This is a genomic window from Streptomyces sp. NPDC031379 (genome assembly GCF_055569615.1).
Genome location: NZ_JBVIIT010000001.1, coordinates 183,111 through 202,663 on the forward strand (window position 1 = coordinate 183,111; position 19,553 = coordinate 202,663).

The following is a 19,553-nucleotide window of genomic DNA, read 5'->3' on the forward strand; positions in this document are numbered from 1 at the left end:
GGTGCGGCTCAGGCGGCCCTGGCCAGGTCTCCGGCCAGGTTCCGTACGTCGTTCAGGTACGCCACCACGGCCTGTTCGCGGCGCCAGGGGGCGAGCGACTCGGTGTAGATCTTCAGGTAGTCGATGCCGCGGACGCTCTGCAGCCGGGTGAACAGCCGCAGCGACTCCCCGCCCAGCCGCAGCGAGTGCTCCAGTTCCCCGGCCTGCGCGTGGGCGGTCGCCAGGACGGACAGGCGGATGCCGCGCGAGCGCGCGTAGGCGTCTCCCGGCATCGAGCCCAGGGCGTGCCAGGCGAAGGTGGCCCGGGGCTGGCCCAGGTCGCGGAAGATCTCCGTGGCGTCGGTGACGATCCGCTGGCGGGAGAAGAACTCGATCCAGGTGCGCTCCCCGGTCCCCTCGGCCGCGCCCCGCTCCTGGAGGTGTTCGGCCAAGGCCAGGCACGAGGCCGCCGCCCGCGCGTCCTTCTGCCGGGCGTGGGCGCGCGCCTCGATGAGTTTGGCGAACCCCAGCACGCGCGGATCGGCGGCGGGAACGCGCTCGTAGGCGCCCTGGGCCATGTCGATGGCCTGGGAGGTGAAGCCGCGCATCAGCGCCTGCATGGCCATGGTGCTCAGCACGTAGGAGCCGAGGTGGATGTCGCTGCCCGCCTTGGCCAGCCGCAGCGCCTGGATGAAGTGTCGCTGGGCGACCTGGTGCTGGCCGGCGTCGAAGGCGGTCCAGCCGGCGAGCCGCGCCATCTCGGCGGTCACCGAGAACAGTTCGTGCCCGTCGCGCTCGGAGTACCGTCCCCCGAGCAGCGGGGTGACCCGTTCGTACAGGTAGGCGGAGAGCGACTGGGACTTCCAGGCCGCCCCGCCGAAGCGGGAGTCCCACAGCCGGGCGGAGTCGGCGGCCGCCCGTAGTTCCTGGATGTGCGAGGGGCCCACGACGATGCGGCCGGCAGGGGGTGACAGCGGCTCGGTCGGGTTGACCAGCCACCGGGTCACGGGTTCCGAGAAGGCCGAGACGACGAAGGGCGAGCTGGCGAGGAAGGTCCGCCGGTTCAAGGTGCTCCAATACGACGAGGCTTCGGTGATCGCGTCGCGCTGGCCCCTCGGGAAGTCCAGGCCGGAGTCCTGGTCCAGATGGCCGGGCCGGTCCATGCCGATCTCTTCCAGCCCGACCGGCCTGCCCAGCCCTTCGGACAGAACCTCGCACAGGTGCCGCGACACGGGCCAGCGCGGCCGCACACCGCGCCGGCACCAGTTGGCCACGGACGTGTGGGTGTATTCGCTGGTGATTCCGTGCGACTGGCATATCTGATTGAGGCGGTGGGCGACTCTCTTGTGACTCAGGCCGGATTCTATGATCAGGCTCTCCAGCCTGACGTTCCGCTGCGGCCGCGAATTCTTCTCCGCTGTCACGTCAGTCACGCACGCCACCTCCTCCGAGGGCCGACTACGCTAGAACTCCAGCATAGCGGCGACGAGTTGACGTGAGCGTAGGTCGCGATCCATGAGCCCCCCCATGAGCCCTGCCGGCGGTCCGCCGGGATCTGATCTCCTGATGAAAAGCCCGCGAAGGGTGGCAGGAAATACCCGGTCGAGAAAATGGAGGGAAGGGCGGATGAACGAGCGGAATGGAACGCTCCAGCGAGCGCGGAACAACGGAAAGTGGAATTCCGATCGCATGCGGCGCCGGGCGGTGTGCGCGGCCCGGTGGGCCGCCGCGGTGCTGTGCGCCTACGTCCCCCTGGCGGGCGAACTGCCCTCGCCCCTGCTGCCGGCGCCGCTGCTCAACGCCCTGGCCCTGCTCACCGCGCTGCCCGTCCTCCTGCCGGCCGAGGACGACCGCTCATCCCACGGTCCCCGCTCATCCCACGGCCCCCGCTCATCCCACGGCCCCTGCTCACCGCACGGCGACCGGACGGCGCGCGGCGACCGGGCACGGGAGGGCGACCGCCCACCGTGCCGAGGGGCCCGCCGGGCCCGCCCGATGCACCGCGCGTACCACTGCGGCCGCCGCCCCGGCCCGGGCACACGGCGCCCCGCGGCCACCCGCCGCCCCCGCCCCGGCCGCCCCCCGCTGCACCGTCCTGCCGGCCCCGGGCGGCCCGGGAGGAGGCAGGCGTCCGCGCCCGCCCGCGCTGTACCTTCGTCCTCACGTCGATGAGGAGAGTTAACGTGAGCAGCAAGTTCGTGCGGCCGGCGCCCGAAGGTGCCGATCCCTTCGGGACGGCCCGGCTGCGCCGCGGTGTCCTCGACGCCTGGGCCACCAGCCCCGCCCGGTTCCGTGAGGACGCCAACGCCGAGGAGGACCTGGTCCTGGGCGGCTACCGGGACCGGCTCGTGGTCGAGCTGGCCCAGAACGCCGCCGACGCCGCGGCCCGCGCGCGAACCACGGGACGGCTGCGGCTCACCCTCCGCGACGGCGTGCTGGTCGCCGCGAACACCGGTGCCCCGCTGGACGCGGCCGGCGTGGAGTCGCTGTCCACGCTGCGGGCCTCCGCCAAGCGGGACACCGAGACCACCCACGGTGCCGTCGGCCGGTTCGGTGTCGGGTTCGCCGCCGTGCTCGCCGTCACCGACGAGCCCGCCGTCGTCGGGCGGCACGGCGGGGTGCGCTGGTCCCTGGCCGAGGCGCGCGAACTGGCCGCCGGCACCGCCCGGCACAGCCCCGGTCTCGGCGACGAGATCCGGCGGCGGGACGGCCATGTGCCGCTGCTCCGGCTGCCGTTCGCCGCCGAGGGCACGGCCCCGGAACCGTACGACACCGCCGTCATCCTGCCGCTGCGGGACGCCGCCGCCACCGACCTCGCCGAGCGGCTGCTCAACGCCGTCGACGACGCTCTGCTCCTCGCCCTGCCGGGGCTGGAAGAGGTCGTCGTCGAGGTCGACGGCGAAGCGCCGCGCACCCTGCGGCGCCGGAGCGAGGGCGCCGTCACCGTCGTCGAGGACTCGCGGCAGGGGACCACCCGGTGGCGTACCGCCGCCGCACACGGCCCGCTCACGCCCGAACTGCTCGCCGACCGGCCGGTGGAGGAGCGCCTGCGCCCGCACTGGTCGGTGACCTGGGCGGTACCGGAGGACGAGGAGGGGCGCCCGGCACGGCCGCGTACCACCCCGGTCGTGCACGCCCCCACGCCCAGCGACGAGCCCCTCGGGGTGCCGGCCCTTCTCATCGCCTCCTTCCCCCTCGACACCACCCGCCGGCACGCGGCGCCCGGACCGCTCACCGACTTCCTGGTGCAGCGCGCGGCCGACGCCTACACCGAACTGCTCGCCGGCTGGCGGCCGGTGACGGACGGGATCATCGATCTCGTGCCCGGCCCGCTCGGCAGGGGCGAGCTGGACGGGGCCCTGCGGCAGGCGGTCCTGGACCGGCTGCCGCGCACCGCGTTCCTGCCCCCGGCCGTCGAGCCCGAGGGGGAGGAGGAGCTGCCGGAGGCGCTGCGGCCCAGGGACGCGGAGGTCGTGGAGGGCGCCGGGGCGGACACCGTGCGGGTGCTCGCCGAGGTGCTGCCCACCCTCCTGCCCGCCGGCCTCGAGCGGCGCGCCGAGCTGCGCACCCTCGGCGTCGCCCGGTTGCCGCTCGCGGACGCCGTCGACCGGCTCGCCGGCCTGGAGAAGGACCCCGGCTGGTGGTGGCGGCTCTACGACAGCCTCGCCGGGATCGACCCGGACCGGCTGTCCGGACTGCCGGTGCCGCTCGCCGGGGGCACCTCCCGGGCTTTCGGCGCGGGGGGAGCGAGGACGGCCATCGGGCCCCGGCAGGTGCTGCTGCCCACGCCGGACGGCGCCAGCGTCGACCCGGACGTCCTCGGGCGGCTCGGGCTGAAGGTCGCCCACGAGGACGCCGCGCACCCGCTGCTGGAGAAGCTGGGCGCACTGCCCGCCACTGCGCGCGCGGTGCTGACGACCCCGCAGGTGCGGGCCGCGGTGGCCGCTTCCCTGGACGAGGGGGGCGGGATCGGCTGGGAGGAGGACGCGCCGGACGCCGAGGAACTGGCCGACACGGTGCTGGCGCTCGTCCGCGATGCCGGTCTGGAGCCCGGTGACGAGCCGTGGCTCGGCGCCCTCGCCCTGCTCGACGAGGACGGGGAGCCGGCCCCGGCGGGTGAACTCGTACTTCCCGGCAGTGCCTTCGCGCGGGTGATCCGTGAGGGTGAACTGGCCCGGGTGGACGCCGATCTGGCGGAGAAGTGGGGCGAGCAGCCGCTGACCGCCTGCGGGGTGCTCGCCGACTTCGCGCTGGTCCGCGCCACCGACGTCGTCCTCGACCCGGACGAACTGGAGCCCCGCGAGGGTGACTTCGCCGAGCCGGACGACGCGGGGCTGCTGGACGCCGTGGACGTGTGGTGCGAGGACATCCTGGACCGGTTCCCGGACAGCCCCGTCCCGCCGGTCGCCACCGAACTCGTCGCCGTCCGCGACCTCGACCTGGTGGACGACGGGCACTGGCCCGAGGCGCTCGCGCTGCTCGCCCGGCCGCCGCTGCGGGACGCCCTCACCCAGCCCGTGCGCATCCTGCTGCACGACGGGACGCACGAGGTCGTACGGCCGTACACCGCGTGGTGGCTGCGCGGCCATCCGGTCCTCGACGGCCGTCGCCCCGCCGGTCTCCTCGCGGCCGGTGGCGACCCGCTCCTGCGCGGCCTGTACGACGAGGCCGACGCCACCGGGTTCGAGGACGAGCAGGTGCTGCGGGCGCTCGGCGTGCGGACCTCCGTCGGCGCCCTGCTGGACGAGCCGGGTGGTGCGGCCGAGCTGCTGGACCGGCTCGCCGACCCCGAGCGGCCGGTCACGCCCGCCCAACTGCACGGGCTGTACGGTGCGCTGGCCGAGCTGGACCCGGAGCAGGTGACCCTGCCGGACGACCTGCGGGCCGTGGTCGACGGACGGGTGGAGGTCGTGGACGCCGCCGACGCGGTCGTGGTCGACTCACCCGATCTGCTGCCGTTCACCGCCGGGGTGGCGCTGCTGCCGGTCCGGCCGTCCCGGGCCGCCGAGCTGGCCGAGCTGTTCCAGGTGCGGCGACTGAGCGAGTCCGTCACCGGTGAGGTGCACTCCGAGGGCACCGAGCACGACGTACCGGACTCGGTGCGGGTGCTGCTCGGGCCGCGGACGCCGAGGACGTACGTCGAGCACGACGAACTCGTCGTGGACGGCGTCGAGATCGACTGGCGGCTGACCGACGACGGGGTGCTGCACGCGGCCACCCTGGAAGGGGTCGCGGCGGGTCTGGCCTGGGCGGCGGGGCAGTGGCCGCGCCGCTTCGAGGTCGCCGCGCTGCTGGAGGACCCGTCCCGGACCGAGGAGTTGGCGCGGGACCGGTGGTTCGACTGACCGCCGGATCTCCAGAAGTTCATCACTGAATCTTCAAATCCCGTACAACCGTTCCCCTGCGTGCCGAGTCTGATCAGCCGGAGTCGACTGACTCTCCTTTGACTACGCACGCAGGGGAACACATGCGCATCCGAGCCTCAGTCGCCGTCGTCGGCGGCGCTCTGGCCCTGTCCGCCCTCGCCGTGCCGGCCGCGCAGGCCGACGGCAGCCAGGGTGACACCAAGATCACCAAGGTCGTGGTGGACGGTGACAACAAGGTGTCCATCGGCACGTCCAACGCGGTGACCTTCAAGGTCAGCGTGACGGCCACGGACAACTCCGGCATCAAGGGGGCCGACGAGTTCGCCCTCTTCGGTCCCGACAACGGTTTCGCGACGACCGGCAAGCCCACCTGCACCCAGGTCAACGCCACCACCGCGACCTGCACCGCCTCGGTGAAGATCGACCCGAAGACCGACTACCTCACCAACAAGAGCGCCGGCACCTGGTACGTGGACGCCTGGGTCGACGCCAAGGACGACGACTACATCTGGAAGGAGAAGGCCGGCTCCTTCTCGTTCCAGCGCGCCGCCAAGCTCACCGCCAACGCCGCTCCCGAGCCGGTGAAGAAGGGCAAGACCGTCACCGTCACCGGTGCGCTCACCCGCGCCAACTGGGAGTCGCTCAAGTACGCCGGCTACGGCTCGCAGTCGGTCAAGCTCCAGTTCAAGAAGAAGGGCGCCAGCAGCTACACCACGCTGAAGACCATCAAGGCGGACACCAAGGGCAACCTGAAGACCACGACGACCGCGACGGCCGACGGCTACTACCGCTTCTCCTTCGCGGGCGGCTCGACCACCGCGGCGGTCAGCTCCACCGCCGACTTCGTCGACGTGCAGTAAGAGGCACCCCTGCGGTCCCGGGAGCGCGTGCCGCTCCCGGGGCTGCCGGAACGTTTCCTCTCACTTACGTCAAGGAACGGCCTCATCTGCGCAACGGAACGGCAATCCGGTCACAAAATCTGGCCAGATCGAATCTTGTCGTACAACCGGCCCCCTGCCTCACGAGTCTGATCGCGCGAGTCAACCGACTCCACGATCACTTCTCCCTCCAGGGGAACGCACATGCGCATACGTGCCACCGTGGCCGCCGTCTCCGGCGCCCTGGCTCTCACCGCTCTCGTCGTCCCGGCCGCGCACGCCGCCGGGACCAGCGGCACGCCGTACACGATGGACGTCAGCTTCTCGAACCTCAAGATCGCCTCGGCGACCAAGGTCGGAACCACCAACAAGGTCAGCACCACGTACAGCTTCACGCTGACCCACGGCTCGGGCGTCGACGTCACCGCGTCCGACTTCTACAGCGACGCCTACCTCTACCGCGGCTCCTTCGACGCCCCGAGCAAGACGCTCGAGGGCGACAACCCCGCCACCTGCAAGGTCGTCACGTCGACCACCGCCACCTGCACCGGCACCGTCGACTTCTACCCGGGCGAGGGCGAGCTGAAGAACGCCGACTCCGGAAGCTGGTCGGTCGGCGCCGAGGCCATCGCCTTCAACGGCCAGGACCCGGAGAACCCCGATCTGAGCAAGGTCGGCTTCAAGGACCAGGGCGGCATGGCCACCACCCTGCTGCAGCGCTACTCCAAGCTGACCGCCAACGCGGGCCCGGAGCCGGTCGTCAAGGGCAAGACCCTCACCACCACCGGCAAGCTGACCCGCGCCAACTGGGAGGACAACCTCTACCACGGCTACACCGCCCAGCCGGTCAAGCTGCAGTTCTACAAGGCGGGCGGCAGCGGGTACAGCACCGTCAAGACGGTGAACTCCGACTCCTCCGGCAACGTGAAGGCCGCCGTCACCGCCCAGTACGACGGCTACTGGCGCCTCAGCTTCGCGGGCAACTCGTACACCCCGGCGGTCACGTCCACGGCCGACTACGTCGACGTGCAGTGAGCTAGCGCCCGGGGCCGGGCCCGGCCCCGGCTCAGCGCGGCTCGCGGCGGTCGACCAGCTTCCACAGGAACTCCAGGGCGGCCGCCGCCACCACGGCCACCGCCACCGCCGTCCACGGCATCGTGACGCCGACCAGCTTGAGCGCGAAGAAGCTCTGCAGGGCCGGTACGGCGAGGACGAGCAGGAAGGCCACGCCCATCGTGGCCACCAGGACCACCCGCCACCAGGTGTAGGGGCGGGCGATGATCGCCAGGACCCACATGGAGATCAGGAACAGGGTCAGGGTGGCCGCGCTGGTCTCGGCGTCCAGGGCGCCGGGGCCGGTGTAGTGGTGGCGGGCGACCAGATAGGTCACGAAGGTCGCCACGCCCGCCACCACTCCGCCGGGCACCGAGTACCGCATCACCCGGCGCACGAAGTGGGGTCTCGCCCGTTCCTTGTTGGGGGCGAGGGCCAGGAAGAAGGCCGGGACACCGATGGTGAGGGTGGACAGCAGGGTCAGGTGCCGCGGCAGGAAGGGGTACTCGACCTGCCAGCACACCACCAGCACCGCCAGCAGCACCGAGTAGACGGTCTTCACCAGGAACAGGGTCGCCACGCGCGTGATGTTGCCGATCACCCGGCGGCCCTCGCCCACCACCGACGGCAGGCTCGCGAAGCTGTTGTCCAGCAGGACGATCTGCGCCACCGCGCGGGTCGCCTCCGAACCCGAGCCCATGGCCACACCGATGTCGGCGTCCTTGAGCGCGAGCACGTCGTTCACCCCGTCCCCGGTCATCGCGACCGTGTGCCCGTGCGACTGCAGCGCACCGACCATGTCCCGCTTCTGCTGCGGGGTGACCCGCCCGAACACGGTCCCCGCGTCCAGCGCGTCCGCCATCCCGGCCCGCTCGGCGGGCAGCCGCCGCGCGTCCACCGCCGCACCGTCCAGGCCCAGCTTGGCGGCGACCGCGCCGACCGACACCGCGTTGTCCCCGGAGATCACCTTCGCGCGGACGTCCTGGTCCGCGAAGTAGCGCAGGGTGTCGGAGGCGTCGGGCCGCAGCCGCTGTTCCAGGACGACGAGGGCGGTGGGGCGGGCGCCCCGGGCCGGCTCGGGGTCGTCCAGGTCGCGGTGCGTGCGGGCCAGCAGCAGCACCCTCAGCCCCTGCTCGTTGAGGCGCTCGGTCTCGGCCAGGGCCGGGGCGCCGTCGGCGAGCAGGACGTCGGGGGCGCCCAGCAGCCAGGTGCTGGTCTCGCCGTCGCCCTCGCTGAACGCCGCCCCGCTGTACTTGCGGGCGGAGGAGAAGGGCAGCGACTCGACGCAGCGCCAGTCCTCGCTGTCGGGGTAGGCGTCGATGATCGCCTGGAGCGAGGCGTTGGGACGCGGGTCGGACTCGCCCAGGGCGCCGAGCACCCGGCGCACGTAGGTCGCGTCGGCCCCGTCCAGCGCCCGCAGCTCGGTGACGTCCATGCCGCCCTCGGTGAGCGTGCCGGTCTTGTCCAGGCAGACGGTGTCGACACGGGCCAGTCCCTCGATCGCCGGCAGCTCCTGCACGAGGCACTGCTTGCGGCCCAGCCGGATGACCCCTATGGCGAAGGCGACGGAGGTGAGGAGCACCAGCCCCTCCGGGACCATCGGGACGATCCCGCCGACCGTGCGGGCCACGGCGTCCTTCAGCCCGTTGTTCTTCACCACGAGCTGGGTGACGACCAGGCCGATGGCGGCCGGGACCATCATCCAGGTCACGTACTTGAGGATCGTGGAGATACCGGTGCGCAGCTCGGAGTGGACGAGGGTGAAGCGGGAGGCCTCTTCGGCGAGCTGGGCGGCGTAGGCCTCGCGGCCGACCTTGGTGGCCTGGAAGGCGCCGCCGCCGGCGACGACGAAGCTGCCGGACATCACCGGGTCGCCCGGGCGTTTGACGACGGGGTCGGCCTCGCCGGTGAGCAGCGACTCGTCGATCTCCAGGCCCTCGGCCTCCGCGCACACCCCGTCGACGACGATCTTGTCGCCGGGGCCGATCTCCACGAGGTCGTCGAGGACGATCTCGTTGGTGGACACCTCGGTCGCGACCCCGTCCCGCCGGACCGTCGGCCGGGCCTCCCCGATCACCGCGAGCGAGTCGAGGGTCTGCTTGGCACGCCATTCCTGGACGATGCCGATGCCGGTGTTGGCGAGGATCACGAAGCCGAAGAGGCTGTCCTGGATCGGCGCGACGAACAGCATGACCAGCCAGAGCACACCGATGATCGCGTTGAACCGGGTGAAGACGTTCGCGCGGACGATCTCGCCCAGCGACCGGCTGCTGCGCACCGGTACGTCGTTGACCTGCCCGCGCGAACGCCGTTCCGCCACCTCGGCGCCGGTCAGCCCCGTCCGGCTCCCGGGCAGGGCCACGGGGTGCACGGGGTCGAGTTCGGCTCCCGCGTCGATATGGGTCATGCATTCGACGGTACGTGCGGATTTGCCCGTTCACCTGCCGAACGGAGCGGATCTCCGACCTGGGGAGGAGGCGCGTCCTGCCCTGGTTGTACGGCTACTTCGCCGACGCCGCCTTCAGTGCCGCGTCCCGCTTGATCGCCGCGTCCCTCTTGCGCACGTACCAGATGCCGATCAGTCCCAGTCCGCCGCCGGCCAGGCAGGTCCACAGCCACCACACACGGTCGTGGTCCTCGAACCAGCCGTAGAAGGGCAGCTGGACGAGGAAGAGGACGAACCACACGATCGTGCCGCCGGTGATGGTGGCGACCACGGGGCCCTCCAGGGGCTCCGGCGCCTCGTGCTTGGGGGTCCACTTAGCCATGCGCACAGCTTAAGCGCCGTAGGTGTCTACGCGCGGAGATAGCGATCTGGCACTCATACGTTCATACTGAAACCGTTTGTCTTTGACCACTTCTGCTCGTATGAAACTCCAACGAGGCTCGGGGGAACCCCGTTGGTGATGAGGTCTCGCATGTCCACCTCGGCACCTGCCAAGGTCCCCACCCCCGAAAAGCCGGGCGGTGCGCCCGCCTACGGCGCCCTCGACCGCTTCTTCAAGATCTCCGAGCGCGGCAGCTCCCTCGCCCGTGAGGTCCGCGGCGGTCTCGCGACCTTCTTCGCGATGGCCTACATCATCGTGCTGAACCCGATCATCCTCGGCAGCGCGAAGGACATGTACGGGCACCACCTGGACAACGGCCAGCTGGTGACGGCGACGGCGCTGACGGCCGCGTTCACCACGCTGCTGATGGGTGTCATCGGCAACGTGCCGATCGCGCTCGCCGCCGGCCTCGGCGTCAACTCCGTCGTCGCGCTCCAGCTGGCGCCCCGGATGAGCTGGCCGGACGCCATGGGCATGGTCGTCCTGGCCGGTTTCGTGGTCATGCTGCTGGTCGCCACCGGCCTGCGTGAGCGCGTGATGAACGCCGTGCCGTTCGGCCTGCGCAAGGCGATCTCGATCGGTATCGGCCTGTTCATCATGCTGATCGGCCTGGTCGACGCCGGCTTCGTCACCCGGATGCCGGACGCCGCCCAGACCACCGTCCCGCTCCAGCTCGGCGTCGGCGGTCACCTCACCGGCTGGCCGGTGCTGGTCTTCATCCTGGGCGCGCTGCTCACCTTCGCGCTGATCGTCCGCAAGGTGCCGGGCGCCATCCTGATCTCGATCGTCGGCATGACCGTCCTCGCGGTGATCATCAACGCGGTGGCCACGATCCCGTCCTGGGGCCTGACCGTCCCGAAGTGGCCGGGCAACCCGGTGGCCACCCCCGACTTCGGCCTGGTCGGCCAGGTCAGCCTCTTCGGCGGGTTCTCCAAGGTCGGCGTGCTGACCGGCATCCTCTTCGTCTTCACGGTGCTGCTGTCCTGCTTCTTCGACGCCATGGGCACGATCATGGGCATCGGCGACGAGGCCAAGCTGACCGACGCCGAGGGCTACATGCCGGGCATCAACAAGGTCCTCTTCGTCGACGGTCTCGCGGTCGCGGCGGGCGGTGCCAGCTCCTCCTCGGCCACCACCGCGTTCGTGGAGTCCACGGCGGGCGTCGGTGAGGGCGCCCGTACGGGCCTGGCGAACGTCGTCACCGGCGGCCTCTTCGCGGTGGCGCTCTTCCTCACCCCGATCGCCACGATGGTCCCGTCCCAGGCGGCCACCCCGGCGCTGATCGCGGTCGGCTTCCTGATCCTGTCCAACTCCGTCAAGGAGATCGACTGGGCGGACTACACGATCGCGATCCCGGCCTTCGTGACGATGCTGATGATGCCGTTCACCTACTCGATCACCAACGGCATCGGCATGGGCTTCATCACCTTCACGGTGCTGCGCCTGGCCGCCGGCCGGGCCCGGGAGATCCCGGTCGCGATGTACGTCGTCTCGGCGGTCTTCACCTTCTACTACCTGATGCCGGCCCTGGGGCTGACCTGAGCCGTCCTCGTCCACGGCGTCAGGTGACGCCGTAGAACTTCTCCGTCTCCTCGACGGCGGCCTGGAACCGCTCGTCGAAGTCGTCCCGAATGAGCGTGCGGACCACATAGTCCTGCACGCTCATTCCTCTTTTCGCCGCGTGGAGCCGGAGCCTTTCGAGCAGCTCCCCGTCTATCCGCAGGCTGAGCACACTGGTCCCCATGGGTACGAGGGTCGCCACATCGGGCCACCCCGTGCGTCACTTTCCGGAACCGACTCACTCGTACGGGTGATCATAAGATTCAGTGGCCGGCGTCACGGGCAACGCATGCGCGCCGAGTGGTCTTTAGAGAGGGTAATGAGTTACTCTAAAGAACATGCCGGACCTTACCCATGGCGACGATGCTGCCGCCGTGAACGCTCTCCGCTCCGCCGTGATGCGGTTGTCCCGCCGACTCAAGCACCAGCGGGTCGACGAGTCGCTGAGCCCCACCGAGATGTCGGTGCTCGGCACCCTGGCCCGCTGTGGCACCGCCACCCCGGGCGAACTGGCCCGCAAGGAGCACGTCCAGCCGCCGTCGATGACCCGCATCGTCGCGCTGCTCGAGGCCAAGGGGCTGGTCCGGCTGGAGCCGCACCCGGAGGACCGGCGCCAGAAGGTCGTCACCCAGACGGAGCAGGCCGAGGCCATGCTCGAGCAGAGCCGCCGCAAGCGCAACGCGTTCCTGGCCGGCCTCGTCGAGGGCCTCGACGAGGACGAGTGGGCCAAGCTGCGCGCCGCCGCTCCCGTGCTGGAGAAGCTCGCACACCTGTAAGCAGCCCACCAGAGGAGGCGAACACCTTTGAGTACGGGATCCGGAGCACCTTCCGCCCCCGCACCGACCGCTCCTACCACCACCCCCACCGCCCGCAAGTCCTCGATGTTCAGCTCGCTGAGGATCCGGAACTACCGCATCTTCTTCCTCGGCCAGGTCGTCTCCAACACCGGCACCTGGATGCAGCGCATCGCCCAGGACTGGCTCGTTCTCAGTCTCACCGGCTCCTCCGCGGCCGTCGGCATCACGACGGCCCTGCAGTTCCTGCCGATGCTCCTGTTCGGCCTCTACGGCGGCGTTCTCGTGGACCGCCTGCCCAAGCGGCCCACGCTCCTGGTCACCCAGGCGGCGATGGCCGTCACGGGCCTCGCGCTCGCCTTCCTGACCCTCTCCGGCCACGTCCAGGTCTGGCACGTCTACGTCGCCGCCTTCGCCGTCGGCCTCGCCACGGTCGTCGACAACCCGGCCCGGCAGTCCTTCGTCTCCGAGATGGTCGGCCCCGAGCAGCTGCAGAACGCGGTCAGCCTGAACTCCGCGAACTTCCAGTCGGCCCGTCTGGTCGGCCCCGCCGTCGCCGGTCTCATGATCACCGGCGTGGGCACCGGCTGGGCGTTCCTCGCCAACGGCCTGTCCTTCGCCGCGCCCATCGCGGGCCTGCTCCTGATGCGCGCCCGCGAACTGCACGTGGTCGAGCGCGCGCCGCGCGGCAAGGGGCAGCTGCGGGAGGGGCTGGACTACGTGGCGAAGCGGCCGGAGCTGATCTGGCCGATCGTCCTCGTCGGCTTCATCGGCACCTTCGGCTTCAACTTCCCGGTGTGGCTGTCGGCCTACGCGGACGACGTCTTCCACTCCGGCGCCGGCTCCTACAGCCTCTTCAACACGCTGATGGCCGTCGGCTCCCTGGTCGGCGCCCTGCTGGCCGCCCGGCGCGGCACGGCCCGCCTGCGCGTGCTGATCGCCGCCGCGCTGGCCTTCGGCGCGCTGGAGACGGTGGCCGCGGTGGCGCCGTCGTACTGGCTGTTCGCGCTGCTCATGGTCCCGATCGGCGTCTTCGGCCTGACGGTGAACGTCACCGCGAACACCGCCGTGCAGATGGCCACCGACCCGGCCATGCGCGGCCGGGTGATGGCCCTGTTCATGATGGTGTTCATGGGGGGTACGCCGCTGGGCGCACCGGTGGTCGGCTGGATCACCGACACCTACGGCGCCCGGGTCGGCTTCGCCCTGGGCGGCATCATCTCCGCCGGGGCCGCGGCCGTCATCGGCCTGGTCCTCGCCCGCATCGGCGGCCTGCGGCTGGCGGTGGGCTGGCACCGCGGCCACCCGCGGGTCCGCTTCGTGCCGAGGGAGCGGGAAGAGCTGGCGACGGCGGCGTGATCCGTCCGGCCGGAGGGTCCGCTACAGGACCCTCCGGGCCAGCACCTGCCCCGGCCACTTCTCCTCGCCGTGGGTGTAGGGCTCCGTCCGGATGAAACCGTTGCTCTCGTAGTAGGCGACCAGCTTGCCGTCGTCACCCGCGTAGCAGTCCACGCGCAGCAGGGAGATCCCCTCCCGCCGGGTCACCTGGGCCGCGTGGGCGAGCAGCGCGGCACCGGCGCCCCGGCCCTTGAACCGCCGGTCGCCGGCGAAGAGGTGGATGTACCGCTCGGGTTCGTCGGCGGGCTCCAGATAGGGGCCGGGGCCCTTGCTGAGGGTGAGCGTGGCCGCGGGGACGCCGTCTATCTCGGCGAAGTACGGTGTGCCCTCGGCGGCGTACCGGTGCACCAGCTCCACGGCCCGGGCGTTGCCCGACCAGCTCTCGGTCCCCCACTGCCCGGTTCGGCCCTGTGAGACCAGCCACTCCACGGCGCTGTCGAGCATGCCGAGGATCAGGGGGGCGTCGTCGGGGCCGCCTTCGCGGATGGTGATCGTCATGGACCCCATCATGCCCACGCCCGTCTGGGAAGGTGAAGGCATGAGACTCTTCGCCGCGGTGCTCCCCCCGGAGGAAGCCGTCCACGAACTCGCGGCCGAGGTGGCCGAGTTGAGAAGGCTGCCCGGCGCGGAGCGGCTGCGCTGGACCAACCGCCCGGGCTGGCACTTCACCCTCGCCTTCTACGGTGAGGTCGCCGACGACCTCGTGCCGGAGCTGTCGGACCGCCTGGCCCGTGCGGCCCACCGCACCGCGCCCTTCGCCCTGGCCCTCTCCGGAGGCGGCCAGTTCGGGCACGGACGGGCCCTGTGGACGGGGGCCTCGGGAGAGGTCGACGCGCTGAGGCTGCTGGCCGACCGGGCGGAGTCGGCGGCGCGGAAGGCCGGGGTGCCGATGGGGGAGCACCGGCGGTACAAGGCCCACCTGACGGTGGCGCGGAGCCGGGACTCGTTCGACGTACGGCCGTATGTCGATCTGCTGCACGAGTTCACCGGCCGGACCTGGACGGTGGGCGAGCTGGTGCTGATGCGCAGCAGTCTGCCGCGGTCCGGCGTGCCCGGCGAGCAGCCCCGGTACGAGGCGGTCGCCCGCTGGCGGCTCGGCGGGGTTGGTTAGGCTCGGACCCGTGGACCCGAAGACCCGTAACCGGATCATGGCCGGTGTGCTTGTGCTGATGTTCGTTGTGGTCGCCGCCGCGGCGGCTGTCAGGTAGTCCCCGACGGGGCCGGGGAACCACGGCCGGCTCGCCGGGCGCGGACCCGTCCGGGCCGGTCGCGCGGTTCCCCGTACCCCGTCGGGCGCTGCCCCCCCAGGGCGCCGCCGAGAAGGGGGGCACTACCAGGCGAACGCCTCCGGGGAGGGACCCGGGCCCGGGAAGATCTCGTCCAGGCCGGACAGCAGTTCCCCGCTCAGCTCCAGCTCCACGGCCCTGAGTGCCGACTCCAGTTGCTCGGCGGTGCGCGGGCCGACGATCGGGCCGGTCACGCCGGGACGGGTCAGCAGCCACGCCAGAGCGGCCTCGCCGGGCTCCAGTCCGTGCTTGTCGAGCAGATCCTCGTAGGCCTGGATCCGCGCGCGGGTGGTGGGGTCGGCGAGGGCGTCGACGGCCCGCCCGGAGGCGCGGCGACCGCCCTCCACCTGCTTCCTGATCACACCGCCGAGCACACCTCCGTGCAGCGGCGACCACGGGATGACGCCGAGGCCGTAGTCCTGCGCGGCCGGGATGACCTCCATCTCGGCGCGGCGCTCGGCGAGGTTGTACAGGCACTGCTCGCTGACGAGGCCGATGGTGCCGGCGCGGTGGGCGGCGGTCTCGTTGGCCTGGGCGATCTTGTAGCCGGGGAAGTTGGAGGACCCGACGTAGAGGATCTTCCCCTGCTGGACGAGGACGTCGATCGCCTGCCAGATCTCCTCGAAGGGGGTGTTCCGGTCGATGTGGTGGAACTGGTAGAGGTCTATGTGGTCGGTCCGCAGCCGCTTCAGGCTGGCGTCCACGGCCCGCCGGATGTTCAGCGCGGAGAGCTTGTCGTGGTTGGGCCAGGCCTCGCCGTCGGCGCCCATGTTGCCGTAGACCTTGGTGGCGAGGACGACCTTGGAGCGCCGCTCGCCGCCCTTGGCGAACCAGTTGCCGATGATGGACTCGGTCCGCCCCTTGTTCTCCCCCCAGCCGTACACGTTGGCGGTGTCGAAGAAGTTGATGCCGGCGTCCAGCGCCGCGTCCATGATCGCGTGGCTGTCGGCCTCGTCGGTCTGCGGCCCGAAGTTCATCGTCCCGAGGACGAGTCGACTGACCTTGAGTCCTGTGCGTCCAAGCTGCGTGTACTTCATGGTCATCCAGCCAACGGCCTGGAGTGCGCTCTAGGCAAGGGCGGCCCGGCTAGTCGCGGGGGAAGTCACCGGTCTCGAGGACGAGGTCGGCCACCGTGCCGGTCAGATCGACGTCGGTGCCGAAGTCCACCGACGTCCTCATGGCGTAGTCGCCGCCCTTGGGTGGGTGTAGACGTGGCACCGCCCCTGGTAGGGGTCGGCGATGACGTAGACTCCAGGGCCCGCAGGATCCGGCGGATGATCTGTCAGTCTGTGTTCCGCTGCGGCGTCATATGGACGTTGCCCCCGACGATCTCGACCCTGAATCCTTCGGGGACGGGCATACGCTCAAGATGGTCATCGTGGCGCTCCTCCCCGGCTGCCCCCGGACAGGCGCGGCCGTGCGGTACAACGATACGGACGACGTCCCCGAAGCGCTGGGAGCAGGTCAATCCGTTCCGGCGGCGTACGCCTCTCCCAGGTTCCACGCCTCCCACATCGCCTCCGCGAAGGCCCCGGCGATCCGGTGCTCCCCGCTCGCGTTGGGATGTGTGCCGTCGTAGGTGTCGGCGTGGATGTCGTACGACTTCGGCGGCGAGGCGAGCAGGATCGGGGAGCGGGGCTCGTCCAGGTCGGCCACCGCCTTGGCGAGCAGGACGTTGAAGTCGTTCACCTGGGCGGCGAAGGCCTCGTCCGCGGCGGCCCGGATGTTGGGGATCACCGGCAGCAGCACCATGCGGATGCGCGGCGCGGCCTCCCGGGCGGCGGCGACGAAGGCCCGCACGTTCTCCGCCGTCTGCTCGGCGTTCGTGTAGAAGCCCAGGTCGATCAGGCCGAGGGAGACCAGCAGGACGTCGGCGCGGTGGGCCCGTATCGCGTCGCCGACCAGGGGGACCATGTGCAGCCAGCCCTCGCCCCAGCCTGCCAGATGGGCGCGCGGGAAGTCGGGGTCGGCATAGGCGAGGGACGTCGGGGCGTCGGCCGTCTTGTCGTACAGCTCCTCGCGCGGCCCGACGAAGGTGAAGGGACCGCCGTACGTCGAGCACAGGTGCTGCCACAGCCGGTGACGCCAGGTGTGTTCGCCCGCGCTCCCGATCGTCATGGAGTCACCTACGGGCATGAACCTGAGCATCCGCTCATGATGGACGATCACGGGGGCGCATGGAGTGTGAGGCCCACCACGTCCCGCGAACCACCGGCGGTGATGGCAGGCTTGGGGCATGCGCCGATCTTTCGCCGTTCTCGCCGGGGTGCTGCTCGCCGGTGCCTGCGCGCTGCCCGCCTCCGCCGCCGGCGGTGACGGCGACCAGGGGTTCGTCATCAAGGACACGCGGATAACCGAGTCCAGCGGGCTCGCCGCCTCCCACCTCCACCCGGGCGTCTACTGGACGCACAACGACAGCGACGACGGGCCGTACCTCTACGCCGTCGACAGCCGGACCGGCCGGACCGTCGCCCGGCTCACCCTGCGCGGCATCGGGGCCCCGCGCGATGTCGAGGCCATCTCGATCGGGCCGCACAACGAGATCTACGTCGGCGACATCGGTGACAACTTCGGCGGCAGGTGGCCGTACGTGTGGATCTACCGGCTGCCCGAGCCGAAGGTGCTGAAGGACCAGACGGTCACGGCCACGCAGTACGTCGTGAAGTACGAGAACGGGCCGCGGGACGCCGAGTCACTGCTCGTCCACCCGAAGACCGGGCGCGTCTACATCGTCGACAAGAAGGAGGACGGCGGGCACCTGTACGAGGGCCCGGCGACCCTCTCCACCTCCGGCGCGAACATCTTCAGGCCGATCGCCGCCGTCGACCTCTGGGCCACCGACGCCGCGTTCTCCCCGGACGGGCAACAGCTCGCCGTGCGCGGCTACTTCGGCGGCATCCACTACGACTGGAACGGCGGCCGCATCCAGCGCAAGGGCAGCCTGGACGTGCCGTTGCAGGGGCAGGGGGAGTCCCTGTCGTACTCCGCCGACGGGACGAAGCTGATGTACGGCAGCGAGGGCGCGGGCAGCTCCGTACAGGCGGAGGACGCGCCGGACCGGCCCGCCTCCTCGTCCCCCTCGGGGGAGGGCGGTTCCGGCTCCGCCGGGGACCGGGCCGGCAGCGCGAGCCTGAAGGTCGGCGCCGTCGTCCTGGCCGTCGGCGCGGCCGCCCTGTTCGGGGTGCGGCGGCTGCGGCGCCGGGGGTGAGACGCGCGAAGGGCGCCCGGCGAACGCCGGGCGCCCTTCGCGGCTGCGGGCGAGAGGACTACAGCTTCTCGATCACGTAGTCGATGCACTTCGTCAGCGCCTCGACGTCCGCCGGGTCGATCGCCGGGAACATCGCGACGCGCAGCTGGTTGCGGCCGAGCTTGCGGTACGGCTCGGTGTCCACGACGCCGTTGGCGCGCAGCACCTTGGCGACGGCGGCCGCGTCGATCTCGTCCGAGAAGTCGATCGTGCCGATGACCTGCGAGCGCTTGGCCGGGTCCGCGACGAACGGGGTGGCGTGCTTCGACTCCTCCGCCCAGCTGTACAGGCGCGTCGAGGAGTCCTTCGTGCGGGCCGTGGAGAAGGCCAGGCCGCCCTGGCCGTTGAGCCACTCCAGCTGCTCGTTGAGCAGGAAGAGGGTGGCGAGGGCCGGGGTGTTGTACGTCTGGTTCTTGCGGGAGTTGTCGATCGCCGTGGGGAGCGAGAAGAACTCCGGGATGTGGCGGCCGGACGCGTGGACGCGCTCGGCGCGCTCGATCGCGGCCGGGGAGAAGACGCCGATCCACAGGCCGCCGTCGGAGGCGAAGGACTTCTGCGGGGCGAAGTAGTAGACGTCGGTCTCGGCGATGTCGACCGGGAGGCCGCCCGCGCCGGAGGTGGCGTCCACCAGGACGAGCGCGCCCTCGTCGGCGCCGGCCACCCGCCGGATCGGCATGGCGACACCGGTGGAGGTCTCGTTGTGGGTGAAGGCGTAGACGTCGACACCCGCCTCGGCCTGCGCCTGCGGGTGGGTGCCGGGGTCGGCGGAGACGACGGTCGGCTCGGCCAGCCACGGCGCGAGCTTGGCCGCCTTGGCGAACTTGGAGGAGAACTCGCCGAAGGTGAGGTGCTGGGACTTGTTCTCGATCAGGCCGTGGGTGGCGATGTCCCAGAAGGCGGTGGAGCCGCCGTTGCCGAGTACCACCTCGTAGCCCTCGGGCAGGGAGAACAGCTCGGAGATGCCCTCGCGGACCTTGCCGACCAGGTTCTTCACGGGCGCCTGGCGGTGGGAGGTACCCAGGAGGGACGTACCGGTGGCGGCGAGGGCGTCCAGCGCCTCGGTGCGCACCTTGGAGGGGCCCGCGCCGAAACGTCCGTCGGCGGGCTTGATGTCAGCGGGGATCTGGATGTCGGCCACGAAAGGAGGTTAGCCGGTGGGGGAAA

The 19,553-nt window shown here is 71.2% G+C and carries 17 protein-coding genes; 8 read left to right on the plus strand and 9 right to left on the minus strand.

Annotated features, from left to right (window positions below):
- Positions 1–8: 8 nt before the first annotated feature.
- Positions 9–1,412, minus strand: coding sequence for a sporulation protein (locus ACZ5CW_RS00925; protein WP_468597156.1), 1,404 nt, complete (start codon positions 1,410–1,412; stop codon positions 9–11).
- Between the two features lie 735 nt (positions 1,413–2,147).
- On the opposite strand from ACZ5CW_RS00925, the gene ACZ5CW_RS00930 reads away from it, so the two are divergent.
- From ACZ5CW_RS00930 to ACZ5CW_RS00940, 3 genes are all read left to right on the plus strand, one after another.
- The gene (locus ACZ5CW_RS00930) at positions 2,148–5,324 is read left to right on the plus strand and encodes a sacsin N-terminal ATP-binding-like domain-containing protein (protein WP_468597158.1); all 3,177 of its coding nucleotides are present in this window, start codon (positions 2,148–2,150) and stop codon (positions 5,322–5,324) included.
- A gap of 122 nt (positions 5,325–5,446) precedes the next feature.
- The gene (locus ACZ5CW_RS00935; RefSeq protein ID WP_468597160.1) at positions 5,447–6,205 is read left to right on the plus strand and encodes a calcium-binding protein; all 759 of its coding nucleotides are present in this window, start codon (positions 5,447–5,449) and stop codon (positions 6,203–6,205) included.
- A 222-nt stretch (positions 6,206–6,427) separates the two neighbouring features.
- Positions 6,428–7,258 carry a hypothetical protein gene (locus tag ACZ5CW_RS00940; RefSeq protein WP_468597162.1) on the plus strand — a complete coding sequence of 277 codons (831 nt, stop codon included), beginning with the start codon at positions 6,428–6,430 and terminating at the stop codon, positions 7,256–7,258.
- A 31-nt stretch (positions 7,259–7,289) separates the two neighbouring features.
- On the opposite strand, the gene ACZ5CW_RS00945 is transcribed toward ACZ5CW_RS00940, so the two are convergent.
- Positions 7,290–9,683 carry an HAD-IC family P-type ATPase gene (locus ACZ5CW_RS00945; protein ID WP_468597164.1) on the minus strand — a complete coding sequence of 798 codons (2,394 nt, stop codon included), beginning with the start codon at positions 9,681–9,683 and terminating at the stop codon, positions 7,290–7,292.
- A gap of 94 nt (positions 9,684–9,777) precedes the next feature.
- Complete coding sequence (locus tag ACZ5CW_RS00950; RefSeq protein ID WP_468597166.1) at positions 9,778–10,044, minus strand: DUF2530 domain-containing protein; 267 nt, start codon at positions 10,042–10,044, stop codon at positions 9,778–9,780.
- Positions 10,045–10,194: 150 nt separating this feature from the next.
- Between ACZ5CW_RS00950 and ACZ5CW_RS00955 the strand changes: the two genes are divergently transcribed.
- Positions 10,195–11,646 (plus strand): NCS2 family permease, encoded by a 1,452-nt coding sequence (locus tag ACZ5CW_RS00955; protein ID WP_468597168.1) that lies wholly within the window; start codon positions 10,195–10,197, stop codon positions 11,644–11,646.
- Between the two features lie 19 nt (positions 11,647–11,665).
- Here ACZ5CW_RS00955 and ACZ5CW_RS00960 read toward each other — a convergent pair whose 3' ends face one another.
- Positions 11,666–11,848 (minus strand): ribbon-helix-helix protein, CopG family, encoded by a 183-nt coding sequence (locus tag ACZ5CW_RS00960; protein ID WP_468597170.1) that lies wholly within the window; start codon positions 11,846–11,848, stop codon positions 11,666–11,668.
- 154 nt (positions 11,849–12,002) lie between these two features.
- Between ACZ5CW_RS00960 and ACZ5CW_RS00965 the strand changes: the two genes are divergently transcribed.
- Positions 12,003–12,440, plus strand: coding sequence for a MarR family winged helix-turn-helix transcriptional regulator (locus ACZ5CW_RS00965; RefSeq protein ID WP_468597172.1), 438 nt, complete (start codon positions 12,003–12,005; stop codon positions 12,438–12,440).
- 27 nt (positions 12,441–12,467) lie between these two features.
- Positions 12,468–13,817 carry an MFS transporter gene (locus ACZ5CW_RS00970; RefSeq protein WP_468597174.1) on the plus strand — a complete coding sequence of 450 codons (1,350 nt, stop codon included), beginning with the start codon at positions 12,468–12,470 and terminating at the stop codon, positions 13,815–13,817.
- Between the two features lie 21 nt (positions 13,818–13,838).
- Here ACZ5CW_RS00970 and ACZ5CW_RS00975 read toward each other — a convergent pair whose 3' ends face one another.
- Entirely contained in the window at positions 13,839–14,354 is a 516-nt protein-coding gene (locus ACZ5CW_RS00975; protein WP_468597176.1) for a GNAT family N-acetyltransferase, read from the minus strand.
- 40 nt (positions 14,355–14,394) lie between these two features.
- On the opposite strand from ACZ5CW_RS00975, the gene thpR reads away from it, so the two are divergent.
- Positions 14,395–14,967, plus strand: a complete 573-nt coding sequence (gene thpR / locus ACZ5CW_RS00980) for an RNA 2',3'-cyclic phosphodiesterase (RefSeq protein WP_468597178.1) — start codon at positions 14,395–14,397, stop codon at positions 14,965–14,967.
- Between the two features lie 219 nt (positions 14,968–15,186).
- Here thpR and ACZ5CW_RS00985 read toward each other — a convergent pair whose 3' ends face one another.
- From ACZ5CW_RS00985 to ACZ5CW_RS00995, 3 genes are all read right to left on the minus strand, one after another.
- Positions 15,187–16,179: an aldo/keto reductase gene (locus tag ACZ5CW_RS00985; RefSeq protein ID WP_468597180.1), complete on the minus strand. Its 993-nt coding sequence runs from the start codon at positions 16,177–16,179 to the stop codon at positions 15,187–15,189.
- A 49-nt stretch (positions 16,180–16,228) separates the two neighbouring features.
- Positions 16,229–16,360, minus strand: a complete 132-nt coding sequence (locus ACZ5CW_RS00990; RefSeq protein WP_468597181.1) for a hypothetical protein — start codon at positions 16,358–16,360, stop codon at positions 16,229–16,231.
- Positions 16,361–16,606: 246 nt separating this feature from the next.
- Positions 16,607–17,290, minus strand: a complete 684-nt coding sequence (locus tag ACZ5CW_RS00995; protein ID WP_468597183.1) for a GDSL-type esterase/lipase family protein — start codon at positions 17,288–17,290, stop codon at positions 16,607–16,609.
- An 88-nt stretch (positions 17,291–17,378) separates the two neighbouring features.
- On the opposite strand from ACZ5CW_RS00995, the gene ACZ5CW_RS01000 reads away from it, so the two are divergent.
- A complete protein-coding gene (locus tag ACZ5CW_RS01000) occupies positions 17,379–18,350 on the plus strand; it encodes a WD40 repeat domain-containing protein (protein ID WP_468597185.1) in 972 nt (323 codons plus the stop codon).
- Positions 18,351–18,408: 58 nt separating this feature from the next.
- Here the strand turns inward: ACZ5CW_RS01000 and serC are convergent, their stop codons facing one another.
- Positions 18,409–19,527 (minus strand): phosphoserine transaminase, encoded by a 1,119-nt coding sequence (gene serC, locus ACZ5CW_RS01005; RefSeq protein WP_468597187.1) that lies wholly within the window; start codon positions 19,525–19,527, stop codon positions 18,409–18,411.
- Positions 19,528–19,553 lie beyond the last annotated feature (26 nt).

Excerpts from the sequence above, each read along its gene's own strand:
- ACZ5CW_RS00975 (WP_468597176.1), bottom strand. The coding sequence starts at position 14,354 with ATGACGATCACCATCCGCGAAGGCGGCCCCGACGACGCCCCCCTGATC.
- ACZ5CW_RS00945 (WP_468597164.1), bottom strand. The coding sequence starts at position 9,683 with ATGACCCATATCGACGCGGGAGCCGAACTCGACCCCGTGCACCCCGTG.
- ACZ5CW_RS01000 (WP_468597185.1), top strand. The coding sequence starts at position 17,379 with ATGCGCCGATCTTTCGCCGTTCTCGCCGGGGTGCTGCTCGCCGGTGCC.
- thpR (WP_468597178.1), top strand. The coding sequence starts at position 14,395 with ATGAGACTCTTCGCCGCGGTGCTCCCCCCGGAGGAAGCCGTCCACGAA.
- ACZ5CW_RS00965 (WP_468597172.1), top strand. The coding sequence starts at position 12,003 with ATGCCGGACCTTACCCATGGCGACGATGCTGCCGCCGTGAACGCTCTC.
- ACZ5CW_RS00995 (WP_468597183.1), bottom strand. The coding sequence starts at position 17,290 with ATGCTCAGGTTCATGCCCGTAGGTGACTCCATGACGATCGGGAGCGCG.
- ACZ5CW_RS00960 (WP_468597170.1), bottom strand. The coding sequence starts at position 11,848 with ATGGGGACCAGTGTGCTCAGCCTGCGGATAGACGGGGAGCTGCTCGAA.
- ACZ5CW_RS00940 (WP_468597162.1), top strand. The coding sequence starts at position 6,428 with ATGCGCATACGTGCCACCGTGGCCGCCGTCTCCGGCGCCCTGGCTCTC.
- ACZ5CW_RS00935 (WP_468597160.1), top strand. The coding sequence starts at position 5,447 with ATGCGCATCCGAGCCTCAGTCGCCGTCGTCGGCGGCGCTCTGGCCCTG.
- ACZ5CW_RS00950 (WP_468597166.1), bottom strand. The coding sequence starts at position 10,044 with ATGGCTAAGTGGACCCCCAAGCACGAGGCGCCGGAGCCCCTGGAGGGC.
- ACZ5CW_RS00985 (WP_468597180.1), bottom strand. The coding sequence starts at position 16,179 with ATGAAGTACACGCAGCTTGGACGCACAGGACTCAAGGTCAGTCGACTC.
- ACZ5CW_RS00955 (WP_468597168.1), top strand. The coding sequence starts at position 10,195 with ATGTCCACCTCGGCACCTGCCAAGGTCCCCACCCCCGAAAAGCCGGGC.
- ACZ5CW_RS00930 (WP_468597158.1), top strand. The coding sequence starts at position 2,148 with ATGAGGAGAGTTAACGTGAGCAGCAAGTTCGTGCGGCCGGCGCCCGAA.